This is a genomic window from Leifsonia sp. NPDC102414, from assembly GCF_044765685.1.
GTDB lineage: Bacteria > Actinomycetota > Actinomycetes > Actinomycetales > Microbacteriaceae > Leifsonia.
Genome location: NZ_JBIWKN010000005.1, coordinates 101843 through 123749 on the forward strand (window position 1 = coordinate 101843; position 21907 = coordinate 123749).

The following is a 21907-nucleotide window of genomic DNA, read 5'->3' on the forward strand; positions in this document are numbered from 1 at the left end:
CACACACAAGGAGCAGGCACCATGCAGTACCGCACACTCGGCCGCACCGGCATCAAGGTGACCCCGTACGCTCTCGGAGCGATGATGCTGGGTTCCCTCGGCAACCCCGACCGGCAGGAGGGCATCGCCATCATCCACAGGGCACTCGACGCAGGAATCAACTTCGTCGACACCGCCGACCGCTACGGAGACTCCGAGGAGGTCGTCGGCGAAGCGCTCAAGGGCCGCCGCGACGATGTCGTGCTCGCCACCAAGTTCTGGGGCCCCGTCGACGACGACATCAACCACCGCGGCGCATCCCGTCGCTGGATCGTGCAGGCGGTCGAGCGCTCGCTCCGACGCCTGCAGACCGATCACATCGACCTCTATCAGCTTCACCGGCCAGACCCGGAGACGGACATCGACGAGACGCTCTCCGCTCTCACCGACCTCGTCCGGCAGGGGAAGGTGCGCGCGATCGGCTCGTCCTCGATGCGCGGATCGGAGATCGTCGAGGCGCAGTGGATGGCGGAACGGCGCGGTTTCGAGCGCTTCCGCACCGAACAGCCGAACTACTCGATCCTCGACCGCGAGATCGAGCGCGAGATCCTGCCTGTCGCCGAACGCTACGGGATGGGCACGCTCGTCTACAGTCCGCTCGCCGGCGGAACGCTGACGGGCAGATACCGGGCAGGCCAGGAGAACGACAACTTCCGCTCGACCAGGACCGGGATGCGCCACTTCCGCGACGAGCGCCGCCTGGCGGCCGTCGAAGAGCTCGTGAAACTCGCCGACGAGTCCGGCGTGAAGCTGACGCACCTCGCCATGGCGTTCGTCATCGCGCATCCGGGTGTCACCTCCGCGATCGCCGGGCCGCGCACGATGGAGCAGTTGGAGGACACGCTCGCGGGCATGGAGGTCTCGCTGTCCGACGACGTGCTCGACCGGATCGACGCGATCGTGCCGCCCGGCGAGAGCATCGGCGCGATGGACATGGTCTACCGCGGGCCGGAGGTCGGCGACCCTTCGCTGCGTCGCCGGCCGGTCGCGGAGCGCTCCGCGGCGTGAGCTCACGCGGGGGAGGAGAGTTGCGCTGCGCCGCGTCCGGTGGTGCAATTCGACGGTGAACGATGAGCAGAGCCCCGCGTCGGACGCGCACGTGACCGGACGTGTCCCCGCGGGGCTGACGACGACGGAGTTCGTCCTCCGCCCGATCGTGGCGGGCGACGCGGCGAACGATCACGCCGCGCTGATGGAGACGCGGGACGAGCTGCGGCTCTGGGAGCAGTCGAGCTGGCCGGAGGACGACTTCACCGTGGAGGCGAACCGCGACGACCTCGCCGGACTCGAAGCGCGCCACAATGACCGGCGCGCCCTCACGTACACGGTGCTCGACCCGGCCGGGCGAGAGTGCCTCGGCTGCGTCTACGTCTTCCCCACCGGAGCATCGTTCCTCACGAAGGCCACGGTGACCCCGGTCGGCGACGACGCGTGGGTGGAGGTGGACCTCGTCGTCTACTTCTGGGTGCGGCGGAGCAGGATGGCCACGGCGATGGATGATCGACTCCTCGCTGCGCTGCGCGCCTGGTTCGCGGACGAGTGGGATGCGGAGAAGGTCATCTTCGTCGTGAGTGAGCTGTTCGCGCAGCAGGTGGAGCTCATCCGGCGCACCGATCTCGCCCTGCGGTTCGAGCTCGTCGAGCCGCAGAAGCCGGGGAGGTTTCTGGTCTTCGGCTGAGCCGGGAGCCGGGAGCCGGGAGCCGGGAGCCGAGAGCCGGGAGCCAAGTGCCTCGGTCAGCCCAGTTCGTGCGCCGACCCCGCGCGCTAGTCTGAATCCGTTCCGGTACCGGACGGGGCGACGCGACACGTGACACTGGCACACCTGGGAAGGAACCACTCCATGCGCATCCACCCTCGACACTGGATGGGTTTCGTCATCTGGGCCGGCTACGTCGTCGTGATCTTCCTTGTCACGAAGCTGATGGGCGTTCCGTACACCCGCATCGGCGCCACGGCGGAGGAGACCTGGAAGGGTGCGGTGGTCGACCTCGCCGCGGCCGCTGTGCTGCTCGCGATCACCACCTCCCTCCTCGGCTGGTGGCGGCCTGCACTCTTCGAGCGGAAGCGCTCGCACCACAAGTGGCCCATCTTCGTGCCGATCGTGATGCTCCTGGTCGCGTTCGCGAACCTCGTCAACACGGACTGGTCGAAGTTCGACGCGTCGTTCATCTTCGCGCTGGTCGCCCTGGGCATCCTGGTCGGCTTCAACGAGGAGCTCATGACGCGGGGTCTGGTGCTCACGGCGTTCCGTTCGCGCCTGCCGGAGGGCTGGGTGTGGTTCATCTCCAGCGTGCTGTTCGGCGGGATGCACCTGGTCAACGCAGCGCTCGGCGCGCCCATCGGCAGCACGCTCGTCCAGGTGCTGATGGCGTTCGCGTCCGGCACCGCGTTCTACATCGTGCGGCGGGTCACCGGTTCGCTGATCTGGGCGATGTTGTTGCACGGCCTGTGGGACGTCTCGGTTTTCGCGGTCGGCCATGCCTCCGTTGGTCCAGCAATTGCGAACATCCTGGCCCCCGTGGTCGGCCTGCTCGCGCTGGCGGTCGTGTACTGGGTGATCACGGGGACGGACGAGAAGCCGGTGGATGTGGGGGCGTCCGAAGCCAGGCTGGCCGCCTGAGCGGTTCCGTCGCGGCCACGACCGTCACGCACGCACGCGCGCACGCGCTTGCGCACGCGCTTGCGCCCGCGCTTGCGCCCACCGGGCAGAGCGCATAGCATCGCAGAAAACCATCCACTTAACGGTTTTTCACCACGCCAACGGAGACGCACCTCGATGACCGACCAGCTCACCCGCAGCCCATCCGCCCTGCGGGTCGTGCTGCAGAGCCCCCTGTATCGCGGCGCGACGCTCGCGCTCTTCCTGTCCGGTCTCGGCACGTCGGCCGCCGCACCGCAGATCGCGCAGTTCCTCGTCAACGATCTCGGCAGTTCGCTCACCGTCGCCGGGCTGTACTACCTCACCAATCTCACTGCCCCCGTCGCCGGCTACCTGATCGGGCGTCGCTCCGACCGCATGGGCAGGAGGCTCGGGCTGTTCCGGCTGTGCGCGGTGGCCGGCGGCGTCGGCTGGCTCGCCATCGCGTTCTCCGGTCAGCTCTGGATGCCGTTCGTCGTCAGCGCCGTCATCCTCGGCTTCGCGGGAGCAGCGGCATCGCAATTGTTCGCCGCCATCCACGACGAGCTCGCTGCCGCCCCCACCCCGGTCGGCGACGGAGTGGTCTCCATCGTCCGTATGGCACTGACGTTCGGCTGGGTGATCGGTCCCGTCGCCGGGTCGTACCTCGCCGCGCAGACGAGCCTGCGGGTGACCCTGATCGCGACGGCGGTCTGCACCATCGCGCAGCTCCTGCCCATCGGAACGCTGCGCGAACGAGTGGATGCGGTCCCCACCACAGACACGCACGAGTCCGCCGCGACCGTGGCGCGGTCGCACGTCCCTGTACGGGCGATGCTGCCGCTGCTCGTCTTCACCGGCCTGTATGTGCTCGTCTACGCAGGAGAGCCGATCAAGTACGCCTACCTGCCGATCTACATGAACGATCAGCTCCACTTCCCCGGCGCGCTCAGCGGCGCGATCATCGGCATCCAGCCCCTGGTCGAGCTCGCACTCATGCCGGTGGCCGTCGTCGTCGCCCGGCGCACAGGGATGCTGCCGCTCATGGTCGTCGGCGCGCTCTTCGGCGTCGGCGCCAACCTGCTCTTCGCAACGACAGCGACGGCGGTCGGGCTCTTCGCCGGCCAGATCCTGATGGGCGGCGTGTGGGGTGTGTTCGCCGGGCTCGGGATCATCGTGGCGCAGCGGCTGCTCCCCAGTGCCATCGCGACGGCGTCGGCGATCTTCATCACGGCCCCCGCCCTCAGCTCGGCGCTGGGTGGCCTCGCGGGCGGGATCGGGGCCGGCACGATCGGGCTGCCTCTGGTGTTCGTCGTCCCCGCTGCGCTCGCCCTGGTCGCCTCGGCAGGACTCCTGGTGCTGCACCGGCGGGTCGTGGCGGAAACGGGACGACGGCTCTAGCCGGTCACCGCGCGCGTCTGCTCCGGACGACGCCGACCATGATCAGCACGAGACCGATCACGAGCAGGATCGGGCCGATGGTCCCCCAGAGCGACGACCCGCTCATGGCGGAGCCGCGCAGCACGTTGAGACCCTGCAGGGTCCACACCAGGCCGACGAGACCGAGGATCACGCCGGGGACGACGAACGGCCAACTGCGCTTCATGGCCTCACCCTAGACCTGTCGGGACGCGCGCGGTCGGCGGATCTTGGAGGCCGGAAGGCGACCGGTTAGCATTCTGCACACGGGGCGCGCCCGATTCGCTCGGTGAGGGGGAGCAATGCCGGACGGGATCGCGACAGACGAACGCCTCGGCCTGACCTCGGCCGAGGTGGCGGAGCGGGTTGCGGACGGCCGCACGAACGCATTCCGGCAGGATGCGAGCCGCAGCGTCGGCAGCATCGTCAGGGCCAACGTGCTCACCCTGTTCAACGGCATCATCGCCGCCTGTTTCCTCGTGCTGCTGGTGCTCGGCCACTGGCAGGATGCGCTGTTCGGCCTGAGCGCCATCGCCAACACGGTCATCGGGTCTGTGCAGGAGTTCCGTGCCAAGGCCGCACTCGACCGGCTCGCCGTGCTGCACGCACCGAACGCGCGCGTGCTGCGCGACGGAGCGGAGGCATCGATCGCCGTCGCGGACGTCGTGCTCGACGATCTGCTCGTGCTGCGGGCGGGAGACCAGGTTCCCGCGGATGCGCGGGTGGTGGAGGCCGGGCACTTCCAGCTCGACGAGTCGCTGCTGACCGGCGAGTCCGACCCGATCGACAAGGTGCAGGGCGACGAGGTGCTGTCCGGGTCCGTCGTCGTGGCGGGGGAGGGGAGAGCGCAGGTCGACAAGGTCGGCGCCGACTCGTTCGCCAACAAGCTGTCTGCGCAGGCCAAGAAGTTCTCGCTCGTCGCCAGCGAGCTGCGCTCGTCGATCGACAGGGTGCTCCGCTGGGTGACCTGGGTGGTCGGCCCGATCGCGCTGCTCGTCTTCAACGCGCAGGTGATCGCGCTCGGCGGCTGGTCGGCCGAGACGTTCTCGACGGGCGCCTGGCGCCAAGCGGCCGTGAACACGATCGCGGCCGTGGTCGCCATGATCCCGCTCGGCCTGGTGCTGATGACGAGCATCGCGTTCGCCGTCGGCGCGGTGAAGCTGGCGCGCCGGCAGGTGCTCGTGCAGGAGCTGGCGGCGGTGGAGGGGCTCGCCCGCGTCGACCTGATCTGCCTCGACAAGACCGGCACGCTGACCGAGGGCGACATCGAGTTCGACGCAGAGCACCCGCTGTCCGAGACGCAACCGCGCGGCTGGCGGTCGGTGCTCGCCTGGTACGGCACGGAACCGGATGCGAACGCGACCGCACGCTGCCTGGTCGCCGAGTACGCGCATCCGGTCGACGGGGCGCCGACGGGGCGCATCCCGTTCTCGTCGGCGCGGAAGTGGAGCGCCGTGTCGTTCGCGGCTGCGGATACCCCCGGTTCGGCGGATGCTCCCGGTTCGGCGGATGCCCCCCGGAAGCTGGGTGCTCGGCGGCCCGGAGATGGTGTTCCCGGACGACCGTCTTTCGAGCCGCTCTGCCGAGCTCGCCGCCTCCGGCCGCCGCACCCTCGTGCTCGCGTACAGCGCGCAGCCGCTGGGAGACGACGAGCGGCTGCCGGACGACCTGGTCCCCGTGGCGCTGCTCACCTTCCGGGAGCGCATCAGGCCGGACGCGGCGGAGACCCTGCGCTACTTCGCCGAGCAGGGCGTCGGCGTGCGGGTGATCTCCGGAGACAACCCGCAGACCGTCGCCGCCATCGCCAGACAGGTGGGGCTGGACGCGCCGGACGGCTACGACGCCCGCTCGCTGCCGGACGACCAGGCCGAGCTCACCAGGGTGCTCGAGCAGCACATCGTCTTCGGCCGCGTCACGCCGGACCAGAAGAAGGCCATCGTCGTCGCCCTCAAAGCGGCGGGCCACACGGTCGCGATGACGGGGGACGGGGTCAACGACGCCCTCGCCATCAAAGAGGCCGACATGGGCATCGCGATGGAGTCCGGTGCGGCAGCCACCAAGGCCGTCGCCCGGATCGTGCTGCTCGACGGCCGGTTCTCCCACCTGCCGAGCGTGGTGGCGGAAGGGCGGCAGGTGATCGCGAACATCGAGCGCGTTTCGATGCTGTTCCTCACCAAGACCGCGTACGCGACGGCGCTCGCGGTGCTATTCGGCGTGTTCCTGCTGCAGTTCCCGTTCCTGCCGCGCCAGCTCTCCGTCATCGACGGTCTGACGATCGGCCTGCCCAGCTTCTTCCTCGCGCTGATGCCGAACAAGCGGCGCTACATCCCCGGCTTCCTCGCGCGTTCGCTCTCGTTCGCCGCCCCGGCCGGCGCGGTGATCGCGCTGATGCTGCTCGCGTACTCGTGGTCCGCGACGCAGGCGGGCATCCCGGAGGCGGAGCTGCGCACCGGCTCGACGCTCATCCTGACGATCGTCGGACTGTGGGTGCTCGTGGTGCTGTCCCGGCCGATCGACGGCTGGAAGATCCTCATCATCGGCTCGATGATGATCGGGCTGATCCTGGTCTACTCCGTGCCGATCGCCAGGGACTTCCTGGTGCTGGTGGACCCGTCGATCGTGACGGCAGCGCTGGTGCTGTTCTTCTCCGCGGTGAGCGTCGCACTGATCGAGATCATCCGGTTCGCTCATCGGCGGTATGTGCGAAGGAGCGAGCGACGCGCCCTGTCCACAGCACGATGATCACCGCCGCCGAGATCGCCAGGTCGGCGATGCGGAAAGCGGTCACCTCTCCGTCGGAGACCAGCACGACGATCCCGAGCGCGATGGTGATCGAGATCAGGATGGTCAAGAACAGCCGTGCATCCCGTCTGGCGCGGGTGAGTCCTGACGCGAGCGCGCACACCAGCAGCCCGAGCAGGATCGTGCAGGCGCCGACGATGGTGACCACCGTCCGCTCCACAGCGGTGAGCCCGTCCGCGTAGCGCACGAAGATCAGCGCGATCCCGGCCAGGATCTGCAGCACACCGACCAGATAGCTCAGGATCACGCTGATCGTGAGCTCGATCGGGATGCCAGACCGCCGCTCGGTCCCCACTCGTGGCACGTCGCCCGCCCTTCGCCGGATGCACCGACGATAACAGGATGCGCGCCGCGCGCTAAGGAGTCAGCCGCTCCGTTTCCGGCTGCACCCGGCCGCGCTGCTCCGCTTCGAGCCGTTCCGCCTCCTCGCCGGAGATGGCTTCGCCTCTGGCGACGAGTCCCGCCTGGTCGGAGAGCGGGATCTGCTTGAGGAAGAGAGCGAGCAGGAAGGCGGCCGCGATGAACGGGATGAGGTACCAGAACACCGGGGCGAGCGCGTCCGCGTAGGCGTTCACGACGCCGGTGTGCACCGCATCCGGCAGCGCGTTGAGCGCCTCGGGACTGAGCGTGGCCGTCGCCCCGGCCGCGTCGGACGGCGAGGCGCCCGCTTTGGTGAACACGTCGGTCAGGTTCTCGGTGAGGCGCGTGGTGAACAGGGTGCCGAAGACGGCGGTGCCGAGCGCGGCTCCCACCTCGCGGAAGTAGTTGTTCGTGGAGGTCGCCGTGCCGATCTGCGCGGCGGGGACCGCGTTCTGCACCACGAGCACGACCACCTGCATGATCAGGCCGAGACCGGCTCCGAAGACGAACAGGTAGACGCAGATCAGCCAGATCGGCGTCGATGCGGCGAGCGTCGTCATGCACACCATGGCGATGCCGGTGATGATCGTGCCGAGGATCGGGTAGAGCCGGTATCGCCCCGTCTTGGTGATCGCGGCGCCGGACAGGATCGACGTGCCGATCAGGCCGACCATCATCGGGATCATCAGCAGCCCGGATGCGGCCGCGGACGTGCCGGACGACATCTGCAGGAAGGTGGGGACGAAGCCGATGGCCGCGAACATCCCGATGCCCAGCGCGAGGCCGATCGCGGTCGCGTTGATGAAGATCGGGTTCTTGAACAGGCTGAGCGGGATGATCGGGTCCTTCGCCCTCGCCTCGGTGATGACGAACGCGACCGCTGCCAGCAGCATCCCGATGCCCCAGGCCCACGTCGCGAGCGAACCCCAGCCGTGCGTCTTGTCGCCGCCGAAGTCGGTGAAGAAGATCAGGCAGGTCGTGGCGATCGACAGGAACAGGATGCCGAGGATGTCGATCGGCTGCGTCGCCCGCTTGCTCGGCAGCTTGAGGGCGAGAAGCGCGATCACGAACGCGGCGATGCCGACGGGGATGTTGATGTAGAACGCCCACTGCCAGGTGAGGTGGTCGACGAAGAAGCCGCCGAGCAGCGGGCCAGCGACGGCCGAGAGGCCGAAGATCGCGCCGAGCGGCCCGAGGTACTTGCCGCGCTCGTTGGCGGGGACGATGTCGGCGATGATCGCCTGCGAGAGGATCATCAGCCCGCCTCCGCCCAGGCCCTGCATCGCGCGGAACACCACGAACATCCAGAAGTCGGACGCGAAGGCGCAGCCGATGGATGCGGCGGTGAAGACCGCGATGGCGATGATGAACAGCCAACGACGCCCGATGACGTCGCCGAGCTTGCCGTATACGGGCATGACGATGGTGGTGGCGAGGATGTACGCGGTGGTGATCCACACCTGGTTCTCGACGCCGCCCAGGTCGCCGACGATGGTCGGCATGGAGGTCGACACGATGGTCTGGTCGAGGCTGGAGAGCAGCATCCCGGCGATGAGGGCGCTGAAGATGATCCAGATGCGCCGCTTGGTCAGCAGCATCGGCGCAGGGGCGATGGCGGTCATGTGGTCCGTTCGGTGGTGAGGTCGGTCAGGCGAAGAGGTCGCGGACGGCGTCGAGCCGACGTCGCATGAGGGTAGGGAAGTCGTCTCCGTCATCGGTGCGGAAGAACTCCTCCGCACTCGCGCGCAGCACAGCGCCGACGAGCTGCACGGCGGCAGCGGCACGGAGGTCGCCTGCCGGCAGCCCTTCCCTGCGCTCGACCAGCTCGATGTCGTCGCGCTCGCCCCTGCTCGCAAGCTCCAGCATGTGATGCAGCAGACGCGGCTCGCGCTCGAACGCGGTGAACAGCTGGTGGACCTCCTCGGCGGTGATGCCGCCGAACGCCCACCGGTCGAGGTGCAGTTCGAGAAGGTCGTCGATCAGGTGGCCGAAGCCGCGCGCACCAGCGGCGGCGAACCGCTCCGCCGCTCCGGACTCGTCCGCGTCGACGGGCACGCCCATGATGGCGTTCTCCTTGGATGCGAAGTAGTTGAAGAAGGTGCGCCGCGAGACGCCGACCTCCTCGCACAGCTCCTCGATGGTGAAGCCGCTGAGCCCGCGCTCGATGGTCAGGCGACGGGCCGCATCCTTGAGCCCGCGAGCGGTCTCGGCCTTGCGGCGCTCGCGGATGGAGGTTGCACTGTCGGGCATAGAGTGCATTCTTGCACTTTTATCTCGATAGTGCATCTTCGGCTCAGCCGGCGAGCACCGCCTCCACCCCCAGCTCGCGGAGCCGCGCAGGGTCGGCCAGCACGTCCAGCGCGACGATGCGGTCTCCGACGATGTCGAACGCCATGATCGACGCGACGACGCCGTTCATGACCGCGGCGACGCCGGGGCGCCCGCCGATCAGGATCGGGGTGGAGTGCGCCGCCAGGCGCCCGGAGAGGACGGCCTGCTCTGCGATCGACCGCGCGCCTTCGACGAGTTGCGTGGATTCGCCGTAGTCGGCGTGGAGTACGGCGCCGTCGTCGAGCAGGGAGAGGAGCGAGGTCAGGTCGCCGTCCTGCGCGGCGGCGAGCCACGCATCCACGATCCGCCTGGTGCTGCGGTGCCCGGAGGACACTGGGGTGGATGCTCCGCGCACCCTGCGCCTGGCGCGCGACGCGAGCTGGCGGGCTGCCGCCGGGGTCTTGTCGAGCACGGTCGCGATCTCGTCGAACGACTGGCCGAAGACGTCGTGCAGCACGAGGGCGATGCGTTCGGCAGGGCTCAGCGTCTCCAGCAGGACGAGCAGGGCGGTGCTGATGCGGTCGCCTTGTTCCACCAGGTCGGCAGGGTCGAGGTCGCTGGACACCGGCTCGTCCCGCCACGGCTCCACCTGCCAGGAGCGCTCGCGGGTGCGGCGCGGGGCGCGGAGGAGGTCGAGGCTCACCCGGGAGACGACGGTGGTCAGCCAGGCCTCGAGGTTCTGGATGCTCGCGACGTCCGTCCGTTCGAGCCGGAGCCAGGTCTCCTGCACCGCGTCGTCCGCATCCGCCGTCGAGCCGAGGAGGCGGGTCGCGATGGCGCGCAGCCTCGGCCGCTCCGTCTCGAAGCGTCTCGCCAAGAATGTCTGGTCGGTCATGTCACATCTCCTCGTTCAGGATCGTCGGAATGTCGACGAGGGAACACCCTCGAATGTGACAGGGAAGGCGACCACTCATGAATGCTCCACTTCTGGTGACGGGCGGCACAGGCACCATCGGCAGCCGCGTCGTGCCGCTGCTGCGCGCGGCGGGCCGCGACCTCCGCATCCTCTCCCGGCACCCGCGCCAGGACGAACCAGGCATCCAGCATGTCGAAGGGAATACCGTGACCGGCGCCGGACTCGCCGCAGCGCTCGACGGGGTCGAGGTCGTGCTGCACCTGGCAGGAGGGGCGAAAGGGGACGACGTCGCCGCGCGTGCCATCTCCGCGGCGGCGCGGACCGCCGGGGTGCGCCACCTCGTGCTGATCTCGGTGGTCGGTGCGGACCGGATGCCGATCGGGTACTTCCGCGCCAAGGCGGAGGCCGAGCGGGTCATCGCGGACTCTGGTTTGCCGTGGACCGTGCTGCGTGCCGCGCAGCTCCACGATTTCGTGCTCCCGATCGTGGCGGGGATGGCGAAGCTGCCTCTGCTGCCGACACCGGGCGGCCTGCGGTTCGAGCCCGTGCACGGCGACGAAGTCGCCGCCAGGCTCGCCGAACTCGCGCTCGGCGACCCCGCGGGGCGCGTCGCCGACATCGCGGGGCCGGAGGTGCTCGGCATCCGGGAGCTCGCGGCCGCGTACGCCGAGGCGAACGGACGGCGACGGCGCCCGGGCCTGCCCGTGCGCATCCCAGGAGGCGTCGGCCGCGCGTACCGCGCAGGCGAGAACCTGGCGGCGGATGGCGCGCTGCGGGGCGAGCGGACGTGGGAGGCGTTCCTGCGACAGCAGCTCGCGGCGAACCGGTCGCCGGTGCGATCATGAGCGCATGGCCGGATACGTCGCCCTGCTGCGTGGGATCAACGTGGGAGGGGCGAACCTGATCGGGATGGACGCGCTCGCGGAGGACTTCCGCGCAGCGGGGTACGAGAGCGTGCGCACCCACAGCCAGAGCGGCAACGTGCTGTTCACCGCGAAGCCGCAGACCGCACCCGACCTCGAGGCCGCGCTGGAGTCGATGCTGCGACACCGGCTGGATGCGCCGCTCACCGTGATCGCCCGGTCGAGGGACGAGCTGGCGGCGACGGTCGCAGCAGCCCCTGCCGACCACGGCTCCGACGAGCTCCGCAGCGAGGTGTTCTTCCTGAAGCACCCACTGACCGCCGACGAGGTGATGGCGCAGCTCCCCGAGCTGCGCGACGGCGTCGACCGCATGGCTGCGGGGCCAGGCGCGCTCTACTTCTCGCGCACCAAGGCGCTCGCGACGAAGACCCGCATCCAGCGCCTGATGGCGATGCCGGTCTTCAAGCGGATGACCGTGCGCACCTGGCGCACCACCACCCGTCTCCTGGAACTCCTCGACGCCTAGCCCAGGCGGAAGGTGGAGCGGGGGATGTCGTCGACGAGGCGGTGCGCGATGGCGAACGCGTCCTCCTCCGCGAGCTGGTGGGTGACGACGAGGGAGGAGAGGAACGACGCATCCACCCGGCGGGACATGTCGTGCCTGGCCGGGATGGAGCAGAACGCCCTGGTGTCGTCGATGAAGCCGCTGGTCTTCGTGAAACCGGCGCTGTCCGTGATCGCCTGGCGGTAGCGCAGGATCGCGGCTGGGGTGTCGATGAACCACCACGGCGCACCCGCGTACACGCTCGGGTAGAAGCCGGCGAGCGGCGCGATCTCGCGCGAGAACGTCGTCTCGTCCACCGTGAACAGCACGATCCTGAACGTCGAGCTCGTGCCGAAGTCGCGCAGGATGGGCGTGAGCGGCACAGTGAAACCGCCCACCGCCGGAAGGTCGTGGCCGGTGTCCGGCCCGAACGCGTCGAACGTCGGACGGTGGTGGTTGCGGATGACCCCGGGGTGCAGCTGCATCACCAGGCCGTCGTCCGCCGCCATCTCTGCCAGCCGGTAGAGCATGTTGCGCCGGTAGGCGACGGCCTCCGCCGCGGTCAGGCTGCCGTCGATGGCGGCCAGGTGGATGCGCGACGCCTCCGCCTCGGAGAGCGGATCGCTTCCCGCGTCGATCACACCAGTGTCCGTCGCGGTGCCTCCCGCGGCGATGAACGCCTGGCGGCGCGCGCGCAGGGCGGAGAGGAGGCCGGGGTAGGTGGAGGTGTCGATGTCGGCGCGGGCGGCCAGCGCGTCCAGCTTGCCCCGCCAGGTGGGCTCGTCCGGGTGCATGTACCTGTCGGCGCGGAAGGTGGGGACGACGCGGCCGGTGAAGGTCGGGTCGTCGCGGAGGCGCTGGTGGGCGGACAGGTCGTCCGCCGGGTCGTCCGTGGTCGCGAGCACCGAGATGCGGAACCGGTCGAACAGCGCGCGCGGACGGAACTCCGGGCGGGTCAGCGTCTCGGCGAGCTGGTCGTAGAGGGCGTCCGCGCTCGCGGCGGACGGCTGCTCGGTGAGCCCGAACACCTCGCTGAACTCCGATTCGAACCAGAAGCGCACCGGGGTGCCGAGGAAGACCTCCCAGTTCTCGCACAGGCGACGCCAGATCTCCCTGCCGGAGGCGGTCGGTGCCGCGCCGTCGCGGGAGAGGCCCAGCTCGTCCAAGGGGACGCCGACCGCGTGCAGCATCCGCGTCACGTAGTGGTCCGGCGTGATGAGGAGCGCCGACGGGTCTCCGAACGGCTCGTCGTCGGCGAGCATCGCAGCAGGAACGTGGCCGTGCGGCGACACGATCGGAGCGTCTGCGACCGCCGCGTGCAGGCGCCTGGCCAGGTCGCGCTCCGCCGGGTCGGCGGGGAACAGGCGGTCTGGATGCGGGGCGAGCGTGGTCATCGGCGTCCTTTCAGTTCCGCGCGGGCCCGGTGGAGGACCGCACGGTGAGGTGGGTGGGGAGGGTGGCGCCCTGGCGCATCCCGAGCGTGCTCTGCTCGTCGAGCCTGGCGAGCAGCATCGACACGGCCGTGCGCCCCGCCTGCTCGATCGGAGCGGTGAGGGTGGTGAGCGGCGGGTTGCAGAAGTCGGCGCCGAAGATGTCGTCGCAGCCGACGATGCTCACGTCGCCCGGCACATCGACGCCGCGCTCGCGGAAGCGGGCGAGCATCCCGATGGCCAGGAGGTCGTTGAAGGCGATGCAGGCGGTGACGCCCGCGTGCAGCACGGCGTCCGCAGCAGCGGCGCCAGCGTACTGACGGGGCGAGAACGGGCCGAGTCTGGTGGCCGTGACGCCGTAGCGCTCCGCCGCCCGCACCATCGCCCGCCAGCGGCCCTCGTTCGACCACGACGTCTCCGGGCCGGAGGCGTAGCAGAGCTGGGTGTGGCCGAGGGAGACGAGGTGGCCGACGGCCTGCTCGATGCCGCTCGGGGTGTCGATGAAGATGTGCGGGACGCCGCGGGTCTGCCGGTTGATGGCGACCAGCGGGATCTCCTGAGCCAGCGTGGTCAGCCGTCGGTCGGTGAGTCGGGAAGCGGCGAGGATGGCGCCGTCGAAGGAGCGCCGGAGCTTGTGCAGCATCCCGTCCTCCAGCTCGTCGGACTCCTCGGTGTCGACCAGGATCTGGGTGTAGCCGGCGGCCTTCAGCTGCTGCTGGGTGCCGCGGATGATGCCGAAGTAGAACGGGTTGGTCACGTCGGAGACGAGCACGGCGATGGCGCGCGTCTTTCCGCTGGTGAGCGCCCTGGCCTGCGAGTTGGGAACGTAGTTGAGTTCGCGGGCTGCCTGCTCGATGCGCTCGCGGGTGATGGCGTTCACCCGGCCGGGATTCGAGAGGGCGCGCGAGACCGTCGAGGTGGCGACGCCGCTGGCCGCCGCCACGTCTGCGAGGGTGGCTGGGCGATCCGACCCCGCTCCGGCGAGAGGTTGCATGACGACATCTCAGCACACGATGGCAAATTATGGCAATCGGTTGCACCATCCTTGCCGCGCTGCTTAGAGTCCTCAGCAACCATCCTCCATGCACCAGCTGAGGGTGCTGACACTCACGTCCCTGTCTCAAAGGAGAGTCACGAATGAGATCTCGCATCGCGCTCGGCGCGGTCGCCGGCCTGGCCGTCATCGGCCTGGCATTGAGCGGCTGCTCCTCGTCGGGGAGCACCGGCTCCTCCACCTCCGGGAAGGTCGACGGCAAGGGCAAGACCCTCGACGTCATGATCGCGGCCAACTCGCTCTACCCCACCGAACAGCAGCAGTGGTTCAAGGATGTGTCCGCCCAGTTCCAGAAGGAGACGGGCGCGACGGTCAAGTTCGAGACCTTCGCATCCGCCAACGACGAGCTGACCAAGATCCAGACCTCGGTGCTCAGCGGCCAGGGTCCGGACATCTACGACCTCGGCACCACCTTCACCCCCACCGCGTACTCCACCGGAGCGTTCGTGAAGCTCACGGACGACGACTGGAAGAAGGTCGGCGGCCGTGACAGGTTCGTGCCCGCGACGCTCGGCATCTCCGGGCCGGACGAGAAGAACGAGGTGGGCATCCCCTTCCTCAGCCGTCCGTTCGTGATGGCGTACAACAAGGACCTGCTGAAGGCCGCAGGCATCGACAAGCCGGCCGACACCTGGGATGGGCTCGCCGACCAGGCGAAGAAGCTCACCTCCGGAGACGTGCACGGAATGGCCGTCGCGTACGCGGACAGCTTCGACCCCTGGAAGTTCGTCTGGGCGATGGCGATGCAGCAGGGCAACACCATCCTGGATCTGAAGAGCAAGAAGGCCACGATCGACGACGACGCCGTGAAGAAGGCGTACGAGACGTACTTCGGCTGGCTCACCGACGACAAGGTGGTCGACCCCGCCGCGATCGGCTGGAAGAACGCCAACGCCGTCGCCGCCTTCGCGGACGGCAAGGCAGCGTTCCTGCCGATGGTGTCCTCGTCGTCGCAGGTCTCGCTCGACAAGTCCAGCGTGGCAGGCAAGTACGGCTACGCCGTGATGCCGACCATCCCGCCGGGGGAGACCAAGCTCCCGAGCGACGGCAAGGCCGCCGCGACGATCATCTCCGGCGACAACATGGTCGTGGCGAAGTACTCCAAGAACCAGGACCTCGCCTTCGCCCTCGTCAAGATGCTCACCAGCACCGACAACCAGGTGAAGTACACCAAGACGTTCGGCGACCTGCCGACCAACGCCGATGCCGCCAAGCAGATCGAGAGCGGCAACGAGCTCATCGCGCCGATCCTCGACGCGGGCACCAAGGCGTACGGCACCCCGTTCAGCGGAGCGTGGGGTGACACGCAGCTCGCCCTGGTGAACGTGGTGGTGCAGTCCATCCCGTCGCTGTCGAACGGGTCGGTGTCGTCCTCCGATCTCGAAGCCAAGCTCAAGACGGCGCAGGACACCGCGCAGAGCTCGCTGAACAAGGCCAAGTAGCCGGAACCGATCATGTCCAACCCCACCCTGGCCGCGCCGGAAGGCGCGACCGGCCACGAGAGCGGTTCGCCCGCGGGGAACACCCCCGCGGGCGGCCGCCCCGGCCGGAACGAGCAGCACGCCACGCCGCGTCGCAAGCGGAAGTACGAGCGCAACCGGCCGCTCTGGATGCTGCTGCCCGGCGGCATCCTCATGCTGGTCATCATCGTGGTGCCGCTCGTCGTCGCGGCGATCATGTCGACGCTCGACCTCGACCAGTACACGCTGCAGAGCTGGCTGCAGGCCCCGTTCATCGGCCTGCAGAACTACGTCGAGGCGATCGTCTCGTCGTCGCTGCTGCGCTCCATCGGGATCAGCGTCTCCTTCGCGCTGATCGCGGCGGTCGTCACGATGCCGATCGGCCTCGCCGCCGCCCTCGCCACGCAGAACAAGTTCCGCGGGCGGGCACTCGTGCGCTCGCTGTTCCTCATCCCGTACGTGCTCCCCGCGTTCGTGGTCGGCACGCTCTGGCGCACCATGCTGCAGCCGGGCGGTGTCGTCGACTCGACGCTCGGCGCGATGGGCATCCACACCGGGCTGTTCCTCAACGGCCCCCTCAGCTACTGGTCGCTCATCGTCGTGCAGATCTGGACGTCGTGGCCGTTCTTCTACCTGCTCGTCCTCGCCGGTCTGCAGTCCGTCGATCACGAGGTGCACGAGGCAGCCGCCATCGACGGCGCCACCTGGTGGATCAAGCTGCGCTCGGTGATCCTGCCGTACCTGCGCGGCCCGATCCTGCTGGCGCTGATCATCGCGTTCCTGCACAACATCAACGCGTTCACGCTGCCGTTCGTGCTGTTCGGGGTGCCTGCTCCGCAGGACGTGGACGTGCTGCCGGTGCTCACCTACGTCACGAGCTTCCAGAGCTTCCGCTTCGGGCTGAGCGCCGCGATGGCGATCTGCTCGCTGGTGCTCATCGCCATCCCGCTGTTCATCTACCTGCGGGCCGTGAAACTCGACTCAGGAGAGGAGGAGCAGCGATGACCGCCGTCAAGCCGTCCTCGGCCGACATCACCCGGCTGCTGCCCCGGCCGCTGCTCGTCGCGGTCATCGTGGTGCTGCTGGTGATCGTGCTCGGGCCCGTGCTCTACATGCTGTTCGCGTCGATCAACTCGGACGTCGCCGTCGCCGGCGGCGCGTTCTTCCCGACAGAGCTGCACCTCGACAACTACCTCAAGGTGTGGACGACGGTCGACCTCGGCACCGGGCTGATGAACAGCGTGATCGTCTGCGTGGCCGTCGCCATCGTCTGCGCGTTCCTCGCCGTCGCGACGGCGTACGTGCTGGTCCGCTACGACTTCCGCGGTCGCCTGTCCTTCCTCCGCGGGCTGCTCGGCCTGCAGTCGATCCCCGGCACGCTCATGCTGCTTCCCGTGTTCGTGCTGTTCTCGTCGACCGCGAGCCTGCTCGGGGTGCAGATCATCGGGACGCGCTGGGCGGTGTTCATCACCTACCTCACGTTCGCGCTCCCGTTCTCGACCTGGGTGATGGTCACCTACCTGCGCGGCCTGCCCAAGGCGCTCGAGGAGGCGGCGCGCATCGACGGTGCGTCGTCGTGGCGCATCCTGACCCGCATCGTGGTGCCGCTCAGCTGGCCGGGCATCGTCGTCTCCGGCATCTTCGCGTTCCTGCTCGGCTGGAACGACGTGCTGTTCGCATCCGTGCTGACCAACCCCGAGACCCGCACCGCCGCCGTGGCGCTGCAGGTGTTCGGGGCGACGCAAGAGGGTGGCGCGATCCCGCTCTACGGGCAGATGATGGCGGCGTCCCTCATCTGCGCCGTGCCCGTGGTCGCTCTGTACCTCGTGTTCCAGCGCTACCTCGTCGGTGGCCTGACCTCTGGAGGAGTGAAGTGAGCCAGAACGCTCAAGAATCGGTGAGCTGGGCCCTGTCGGGCTTCGGCGACGAGATCGACCAGGACCCTGTAGTCCAGGTCGCGGTGCTGCAGGCCCTCGGTGCGAACCACATCGAGGTGCGCAGCGCCTGGGGCGTGAACATCGTCGATCTCGACGACGAACAGCTCGCCCGGCTGGCCGGGATCTTCACCGAGCGGGGGATGGGCGTCTCGGCCATCGCATCGCCGATCGGCAAAGTGGATGTGTCCCTCCCCGTCGAGCACGAGGTCGAGCGTCTCGGCCGCGCCATCGCGGCGGCGCAACGCCTCGGCACCCGCTACATCCGGCTGTTCTCCTTCTATCGCGGAGACGACGTCGCGGTCGAGAGCATCCGTGACGACGTGATGCTCCGGATGCGCGCCCTCGCGGACGCGGCGGAGGCCGCGGACGTCGTGCTGCTGCACGAGAACGAGAAGGACATCTACGGAGACACCCCGGAGCGCTGCCTCGACATCGTCGAGACGGTCGGCTCTCCGAATCTCCGGCTCGCCTGGGACAGCGCCAACTTCGTGCAGGTCGGCGTCGCCTTCCCGTTCGACGACGGCTATGCCGCCCTCCGCCCGCACCTGGAATACCTGCAGGTGAAGGACGCCGTCGCCGCCACCGGCGACGTCACCCCGGCCGGGGAGGGGGACGGGCAGCTGCTCGCCACCCTCACCGCGCTCCGCGACGACGGATACACCGGCTTCGCCTCCCTGGAACCCCACCTCGCAGACGTGAACAACATGGGCGGCTTCTCCGGACCGGAGGCGTTCGGCCGCGCAGGCCGCGCGCTCCGCCGCCTCACCGACCAGATTGGAGTGCAGCTCGTATGAGCTCTCGCCTGAACGTGGCCATCGTCGGCTGCGGCATCATCGGCCTCAACCACGCCAGGGCCATCGCCCGGCACCCCGACCTCGCGATCACCGCCCTGGTGGATGCGGTCCCCGCCGCCGCCAGCGCCCTCGCCGACCAGATCGTGTCCGAGTTCGGCGGGGAGCGCCCCGCGGAGTTCGAGACCCTCCCAGCCGCGGTCGCCGCGGCCTCTGTCGACATCGTCGTCATCTGCACGCCGAGCGGACTGCACGTGCAGCTCGCGGAGGAGGCGCTCGCCGCTGGCAAGCACGTGGTGATCGAGAAGCCGCTCGACGTCTCGATGGCGCGGGCCAGGCGAATCCTCGAGCTGTCCAAGCAGGCGGAGGGCCGCGGTCTCGTCGTCTCCGTGATCAGCCAGCACCGGTTCGACCCCGCGTCCGTCGTCGTCGCAGACGCAGCCCACAGCGGCGCGTTCGGCCGGGTGACCAGCGGGATCGCCTCCGTCGCCTGGTGGCGCAGCCAGGACTACTACGACTCCGGCCAGTGGCGAGGCACCTGGGAGCTGGACGGCGGTGGCGCCGTGATGAACCAGGGCGTGCACACGGTCGACCTGCTCGTCTGGTTCCTCGGCCGGCCCGTCGAGGTCGTCGCGCAGACGGCGCTGCTCGCGCACGAGCGCGTCGAGGTGGAGGACATCGCGGTCGCGACCGTGCGGTTCGAGTCCGGCGCGCTGGCCGTGGTTCACGCGACGACCGCCGCGTACCCGGGAGGGTCGGTGCGCATCCACGTGCACGGCGACCGCGGCTCGGCGATCATCGAGGACGACCAGCTCGAATACTTCGGCACAGCAGATCCGGCGGCGTTCGACGCGAGTGGCGCCAGCGTCGTGAACCGCGCGGCCGAGCTCGTCGAGGCGGGGGAGGTGCGCGGGGGAGAGCGTGGAGCGGACCGCTTCATCGTCGGCCACCTGCGCCAGTACGAGGACGTGGTGGATGCGATCCAGCAGCACCGCGCACCCGGCGTGACGGTCGAGGACGCGTTCGTGTCGCTCGCCGTCGTCCGCGCCATCTACCTGTCGGCCACTCTCGGCCGACCGATCGCGTTCGACGAGGTGCTCTCCGGAACCCTCGACGACATCACCGTCACGACAGGAGCCTGACCGATGAAGTTCTCGGTGTTCACCGCATCCACCCCCGACTGGACCCCCGCGGAGGCGGCGCAGACGCTCGCCGCCCAGGGCTGGGACGGCATCGAGTGGCGCGTCATCGACCAGGACGACGCCACCCCGCCCGGCTTCTGGGCGGGCAACCGTGCCACCTGGCCGCTGACAGGGCTCGAAGAGTCCGTGCCGGAGATCGCACGGCTGACCGCCGAGTCCGGCCTGGAGTTCTCCGGCATCGGCGGCTACGCCCGCTGCGACGACCACGAGAACGTCGACAGGATGCTCGCAGCGACCGCGGCTCTCGGCGCACGGCAGGTGCGCGTCACCGTGCCGCGCACCGACTCAGGCGACGATTACCGCGAGTTGTTCGCGTCCGCCCGCCGCGACATCGAGCGGGCAGCGGCCCGCGCCGGCGAGCTCGGCGTGAAGGCGCTGATCGAACTGCACCACGAGACCATCACGCCCTCGGCGTCCGCCGCGTTCCGGATGGTCGACGGCATCGACCCGCAGACGGTCGGCGTGATCCACGACCTCGGGAACCTGGTGATCGAAGGGCAGGAGGCGACCCTCGCCGCCTTCCAGCTGCTCGGCCCGTACCTGGCACACGTGCACGTGAAGAACGTCGTCTGGCTGCCCGGCGAGCCCGAGGCGGACGGCACGGTGCGCTGGCACCACGAGTGGGCGCCGCTGCGCACGGGCGCGGGGGACGTGGAGGCGTACTTCGAGGCGCTGCACGCCTTCGGCTACGACGGCTGGGTCACGGCGGAGGACTTCTCCACCGAGCTCCCGCTCGCCGAGCGCACGCGCGACAACCTGGCATACCTGCGCGAGGTCGATGCCAGCACGCGTTCGCTGGTCGCGGCCCGCGCATGACGACGCCGCCGCGCTCCGAGCGTCACCCCGTCCGCATCGTGCACCTCGGCCTCGGCGCGTTCCACCGTGCCCACCAGGCCTGGTATACCCAGCGGGCGAACGAGCGCGGCGGCCGTGCGGGCGAGGCTGGCTGGGGGATCGCGGCGTTCACAGGGCGGAGCCCGGAGGCCGCGCGCGTGCTCGCAGCACAGGATGCGGTGTACACGCTGATCGAGCGCGGCCCCGACACCGACGCGGCGATCATCGTGGATGCGCTGAGCACCGTGGCAGACGGAGGCGACACCGCGCGCTGGCGTGCGGCCGTCGCCGACCCTGCCGTCGCGGTGCTGACGCTCACCGTCACGGAGGCAGGCTACCGGCTGTCAGCGGCGGCGCTCGACGCGGACCGGGCGTCGCTCGCCACGGGGGATGGCGCATCCACCGCCCCCGGCCGGCTGGTGGACGGGCTGCGCGCTCGCCGCGCCGCCGGGGTCGGCGCCATCGCCGTGGTGAGCTGCGACAACCTGCCGGACAACGGCAGGGTGGCGCGGGACGCGGTGCTCGGCCTCGCACAACACGTCGACGCAGAGCTGGCCGAGTGGATCGAGAGCTCGGTCTCGTTCGTGTCGTCGATGGTCGACAGGATCACCCCGGCCACCACCGATACCGACCGCGCGACGGCAGCGCGCCTGACCGGCTACGACGATGCCGCTCCCGTGGTCACTGAGCCGTTCAGCGAGTGGGTGCTGAGCGGCGCCTTCCCCGCCGGCCGCCCCGCCTGGGAGACGGTCGGCGCGCAGTTCGTCGACGACATCGAGCCATACGAGCGCCGCAAGCTCTGGCTGCTCAACGCCGGTCACTCGCTGCTCGCGTACCGCGGGCTGCTGCGCGGATACGCCACCATCGCGGAGGCGATGGGCGACGACGCGATCGTGGCCGACCTCGAAGCGCTCTGGACGGAGGCACGAACAGAGCTCCCGTTCGACGCAGACACCGTGGATGCGGCCGTCGCCGCCCTCCGCGACCGCTTCGGCAACGCGCGCATCGAGCACCGGCTGGCGCAGATCGCGACCGATGGCTCGCAGAAGCTCGGGCCGCGCATCCTCGACCCGCTTCGGTCGCGGCTGGCGGCAGGGCGCGCGCCAGGCGACGCTCAGGCAGGGGTGCTCGCCGCCTGGGCACTGCACCTGCTCGGCGACGACGTGCGCGACCCTGCCGCTGCGCCGCTCGCCGAGCGGCTTCGCGCACACCCGGACGACGACGCGTCGCTCGCCACCGCCGTCCTCACCGAGCTGGCTCCCGACCTCGCGGGAGACGCGTCGCTCACCGACCTCATCCAGAGCCGGATCGCGCACCTGCGCACCGGCGTCACCACCGAACCACCGCTACCGACAGGAGCACACTGAC

20 protein-coding genes and 1 pseudogene are annotated in these 21907 nt (G+C 69.6%); 14 read left to right on the plus strand and 7 right to left on the minus strand.

Annotation, left to right across the window (positions count from 1 at the left end; genetic code table 11):
* The first annotated feature begins 21 nt into the window (after window positions 1–21).
* The 4 genes from ACIRCZ_RS17585 to ACIRCZ_RS17600 all read left to right on the plus strand — a co-directional run bounded on the left by ACIRCZ_RS17585 (window position 22) and on the right by ACIRCZ_RS17600 (window position 4057).
* Window positions 22–1047 (plus strand): aldo/keto reductase, encoded by a 1026-nt coding sequence (locus tag ACIRCZ_RS17585; RefSeq protein ID WP_402855333.1) that lies wholly within the window; start codon window positions 22–24, stop codon window positions 1045–1047.
* Between the two features lie 55 nt (window positions 1048–1102).
* Window positions 1103–1717: a GNAT family N-acetyltransferase gene (locus ACIRCZ_RS17590; protein ID WP_402855336.1), complete on the plus strand. Its 615-nt coding sequence runs from the start codon at window positions 1103–1105 to the stop codon at window positions 1715–1717.
* A 162-nt stretch (window positions 1718–1879) separates the two neighbouring features.
* Window positions 1880–2659, plus strand: coding sequence for a lysostaphin resistance A-like protein (locus ACIRCZ_RS17595; protein ID WP_402855339.1), 780 nt, complete (start codon window positions 1880–1882; stop codon window positions 2657–2659).
* 156 nt (window positions 2660–2815) lie between these two features.
* Window positions 2816–4057 (plus strand): MFS transporter, encoded by a 1242-nt coding sequence (locus tag ACIRCZ_RS17600; protein ID WP_402855342.1) that lies wholly within the window; start codon window positions 2816–2818, stop codon window positions 4055–4057.
* Between the two features lie 4 nt (window positions 4058–4061).
* On the opposite strand, the gene ACIRCZ_RS17605 is transcribed toward ACIRCZ_RS17600, so the two are convergent.
* A complete protein-coding gene (locus ACIRCZ_RS17605) occupies window positions 4062–4262 on the minus strand; it encodes a hypothetical protein (protein ID WP_402855345.1) in 201 nt (66 codons plus the stop codon).
* Between the two features lie 115 nt (window positions 4263–4377).
* Between ACIRCZ_RS17605 and ACIRCZ_RS17610 the strand changes: the two are divergent.
* A pseudogene (locus tag ACIRCZ_RS17610) lies at window positions 4378–6817 on the plus strand (HAD-IC family P-type ATPase).
* Here ACIRCZ_RS17610 and ACIRCZ_RS17615 read toward each other — a convergent pair.
* From ACIRCZ_RS17615 to ACIRCZ_RS17630, 4 genes are read right to left on the minus strand one after another with little or no spacing between them, the layout of a single operon-like run.
* The gene (locus tag ACIRCZ_RS17615) at window positions 6750–7181 is read right to left on the minus strand and encodes a hypothetical protein (RefSeq protein ID WP_402855348.1); all 432 of its coding nucleotides are present in this window, start codon (window positions 7179–7181) and stop codon (window positions 6750–6752) included. The pseudogene ACIRCZ_RS17610 and the gene ACIRCZ_RS17615 sit on opposite strands and share 68 nt — an antisense overlap.
* 52 nt (window positions 7182–7233) lie before the next feature.
* On the minus strand, window positions 7234–8859 hold the full coding sequence (locus ACIRCZ_RS17620; protein ID WP_402855351.1) for an MDR family MFS transporter: 1626 nt from the start codon (window positions 8857–8859) through the stop codon (window positions 7234–7236).
* Between the two features lie 25 nt (window positions 8860–8884).
* Window positions 8885–9487 carry a TetR/AcrR family transcriptional regulator gene (locus tag ACIRCZ_RS17625; RefSeq protein WP_055889204.1) on the minus strand — a complete coding sequence of 201 codons (603 nt, stop codon included), beginning with the start codon at window positions 9485–9487 and terminating at the stop codon, window positions 8885–8887.
* 43 nt (window positions 9488–9530) lie between these two features.
* Entirely contained in the window at window positions 9531–10403 is an 873-nt protein-coding gene (locus ACIRCZ_RS17630; RefSeq protein WP_402855354.1) for a sigma-70 family RNA polymerase sigma factor, read from the minus strand.
* 77 nt (window positions 10404–10480) lie between these two features.
* On the opposite strand from ACIRCZ_RS17630, the gene ACIRCZ_RS17635 reads away from it, so the two are divergent.
* Both ACIRCZ_RS17635 and ACIRCZ_RS17640 read left to right on the plus strand, forming a co-directional pair.
* Entirely contained in the window at window positions 10481–11269 is a 789-nt protein-coding gene (locus tag ACIRCZ_RS17635; protein WP_402855357.1) for an SDR family oxidoreductase, read from the plus strand.
* A 4-nt stretch (window positions 11270–11273) separates the two neighbouring features.
* Window positions 11274–11813 carry a DUF1697 domain-containing protein gene (locus ACIRCZ_RS17640; RefSeq protein ID WP_402855360.1) on the plus strand — a complete coding sequence of 180 codons (540 nt, stop codon included), beginning with the start codon at window positions 11274–11276 and terminating at the stop codon, window positions 11811–11813.
* Here ACIRCZ_RS17640 and uxaC read toward each other — a convergent pair.
* Window positions 11810–13225: a glucuronate isomerase gene (gene uxaC / locus ACIRCZ_RS17645; protein ID WP_402855363.1), complete on the minus strand. Its 1416-nt coding sequence runs from the start codon at window positions 13223–13225 to the stop codon at window positions 11810–11812. The genes ACIRCZ_RS17640 and uxaC overlap by 4 nt on opposite strands.
* 10 nt (window positions 13226–13235) lie before the next feature.
* The gene (locus ACIRCZ_RS17650) at window positions 13236–14255 is read right to left on the minus strand and encodes a LacI family DNA-binding transcriptional regulator (RefSeq protein WP_402855366.1); all 1020 of its coding nucleotides are present in this window, start codon (window positions 14253–14255) and stop codon (window positions 13236–13238) included.
* Window positions 14256–14398: 143 nt separating this feature from the next.
* Here ACIRCZ_RS17650 and ACIRCZ_RS17655 point away from each other — a divergent pair, with 143 nt between their 5' ends.
* From ACIRCZ_RS17655 to ACIRCZ_RS17685, 7 genes are read left to right on the plus strand one after another with little or no spacing between them, the layout of a single operon-like run.
* Window positions 14399–15757, plus strand: a complete 1359-nt coding sequence (locus ACIRCZ_RS17655) for an ABC transporter substrate-binding protein (RefSeq protein ID WP_055889219.1) — start codon at window positions 14399–14401, stop codon at window positions 15755–15757.
* 12 nt (window positions 15758–15769) lie between these two features.
* Window positions 15770–16780: a carbohydrate ABC transporter permease gene (locus tag ACIRCZ_RS17660; protein ID WP_055889221.1), complete on the plus strand. Its 1011-nt coding sequence runs from the start codon at window positions 15770–15772 to the stop codon at window positions 16778–16780.
* Window positions 16777–17652 carry a carbohydrate ABC transporter permease gene (locus ACIRCZ_RS17665; RefSeq protein WP_055889224.1) on the plus strand — a complete coding sequence of 292 codons (876 nt, stop codon included), beginning with the start codon at window positions 16777–16779 and terminating at the stop codon, window positions 17650–17652. The genes ACIRCZ_RS17660 and ACIRCZ_RS17665 overlap by 4 nt, the downstream gene beginning before the upstream one ends.
* 20 nt (window positions 17653–17672) lie before the next feature.
* Window positions 17673–18506, plus strand: a complete 834-nt coding sequence (locus ACIRCZ_RS17670) for a sugar phosphate isomerase/epimerase family protein (protein ID WP_402855757.1) — start codon at window positions 17673–17675, stop codon at window positions 18504–18506.
* On the plus strand, window positions 18503–19645 hold the full coding sequence (locus tag ACIRCZ_RS17675; RefSeq protein ID WP_402855372.1) for a Gfo/Idh/MocA family protein: 1143 nt from the start codon (window positions 18503–18505) through the stop codon (window positions 19643–19645). Before ACIRCZ_RS17670 ends, ACIRCZ_RS17675 begins: the two co-directional genes overlap by 4 nt.
* 3 nt (window positions 19646–19648) lie before the next feature.
* On the plus strand, window positions 19649–20521 hold the full coding sequence (locus ACIRCZ_RS17680; protein WP_402855375.1) for a sugar phosphate isomerase/epimerase family protein: 873 nt from the start codon (window positions 19649–19651) through the stop codon (window positions 20519–20521).
* A complete protein-coding gene (locus ACIRCZ_RS17685) occupies window positions 20518–21906 on the plus strand; it encodes a mannitol dehydrogenase family protein (protein ID WP_402855379.1) in 1389 nt (462 codons plus the stop codon). The genes ACIRCZ_RS17680 and ACIRCZ_RS17685 overlap by 4 nt, the downstream gene beginning before the upstream one ends.
* Window position 21907: the final 1 nt, after the last annotated feature.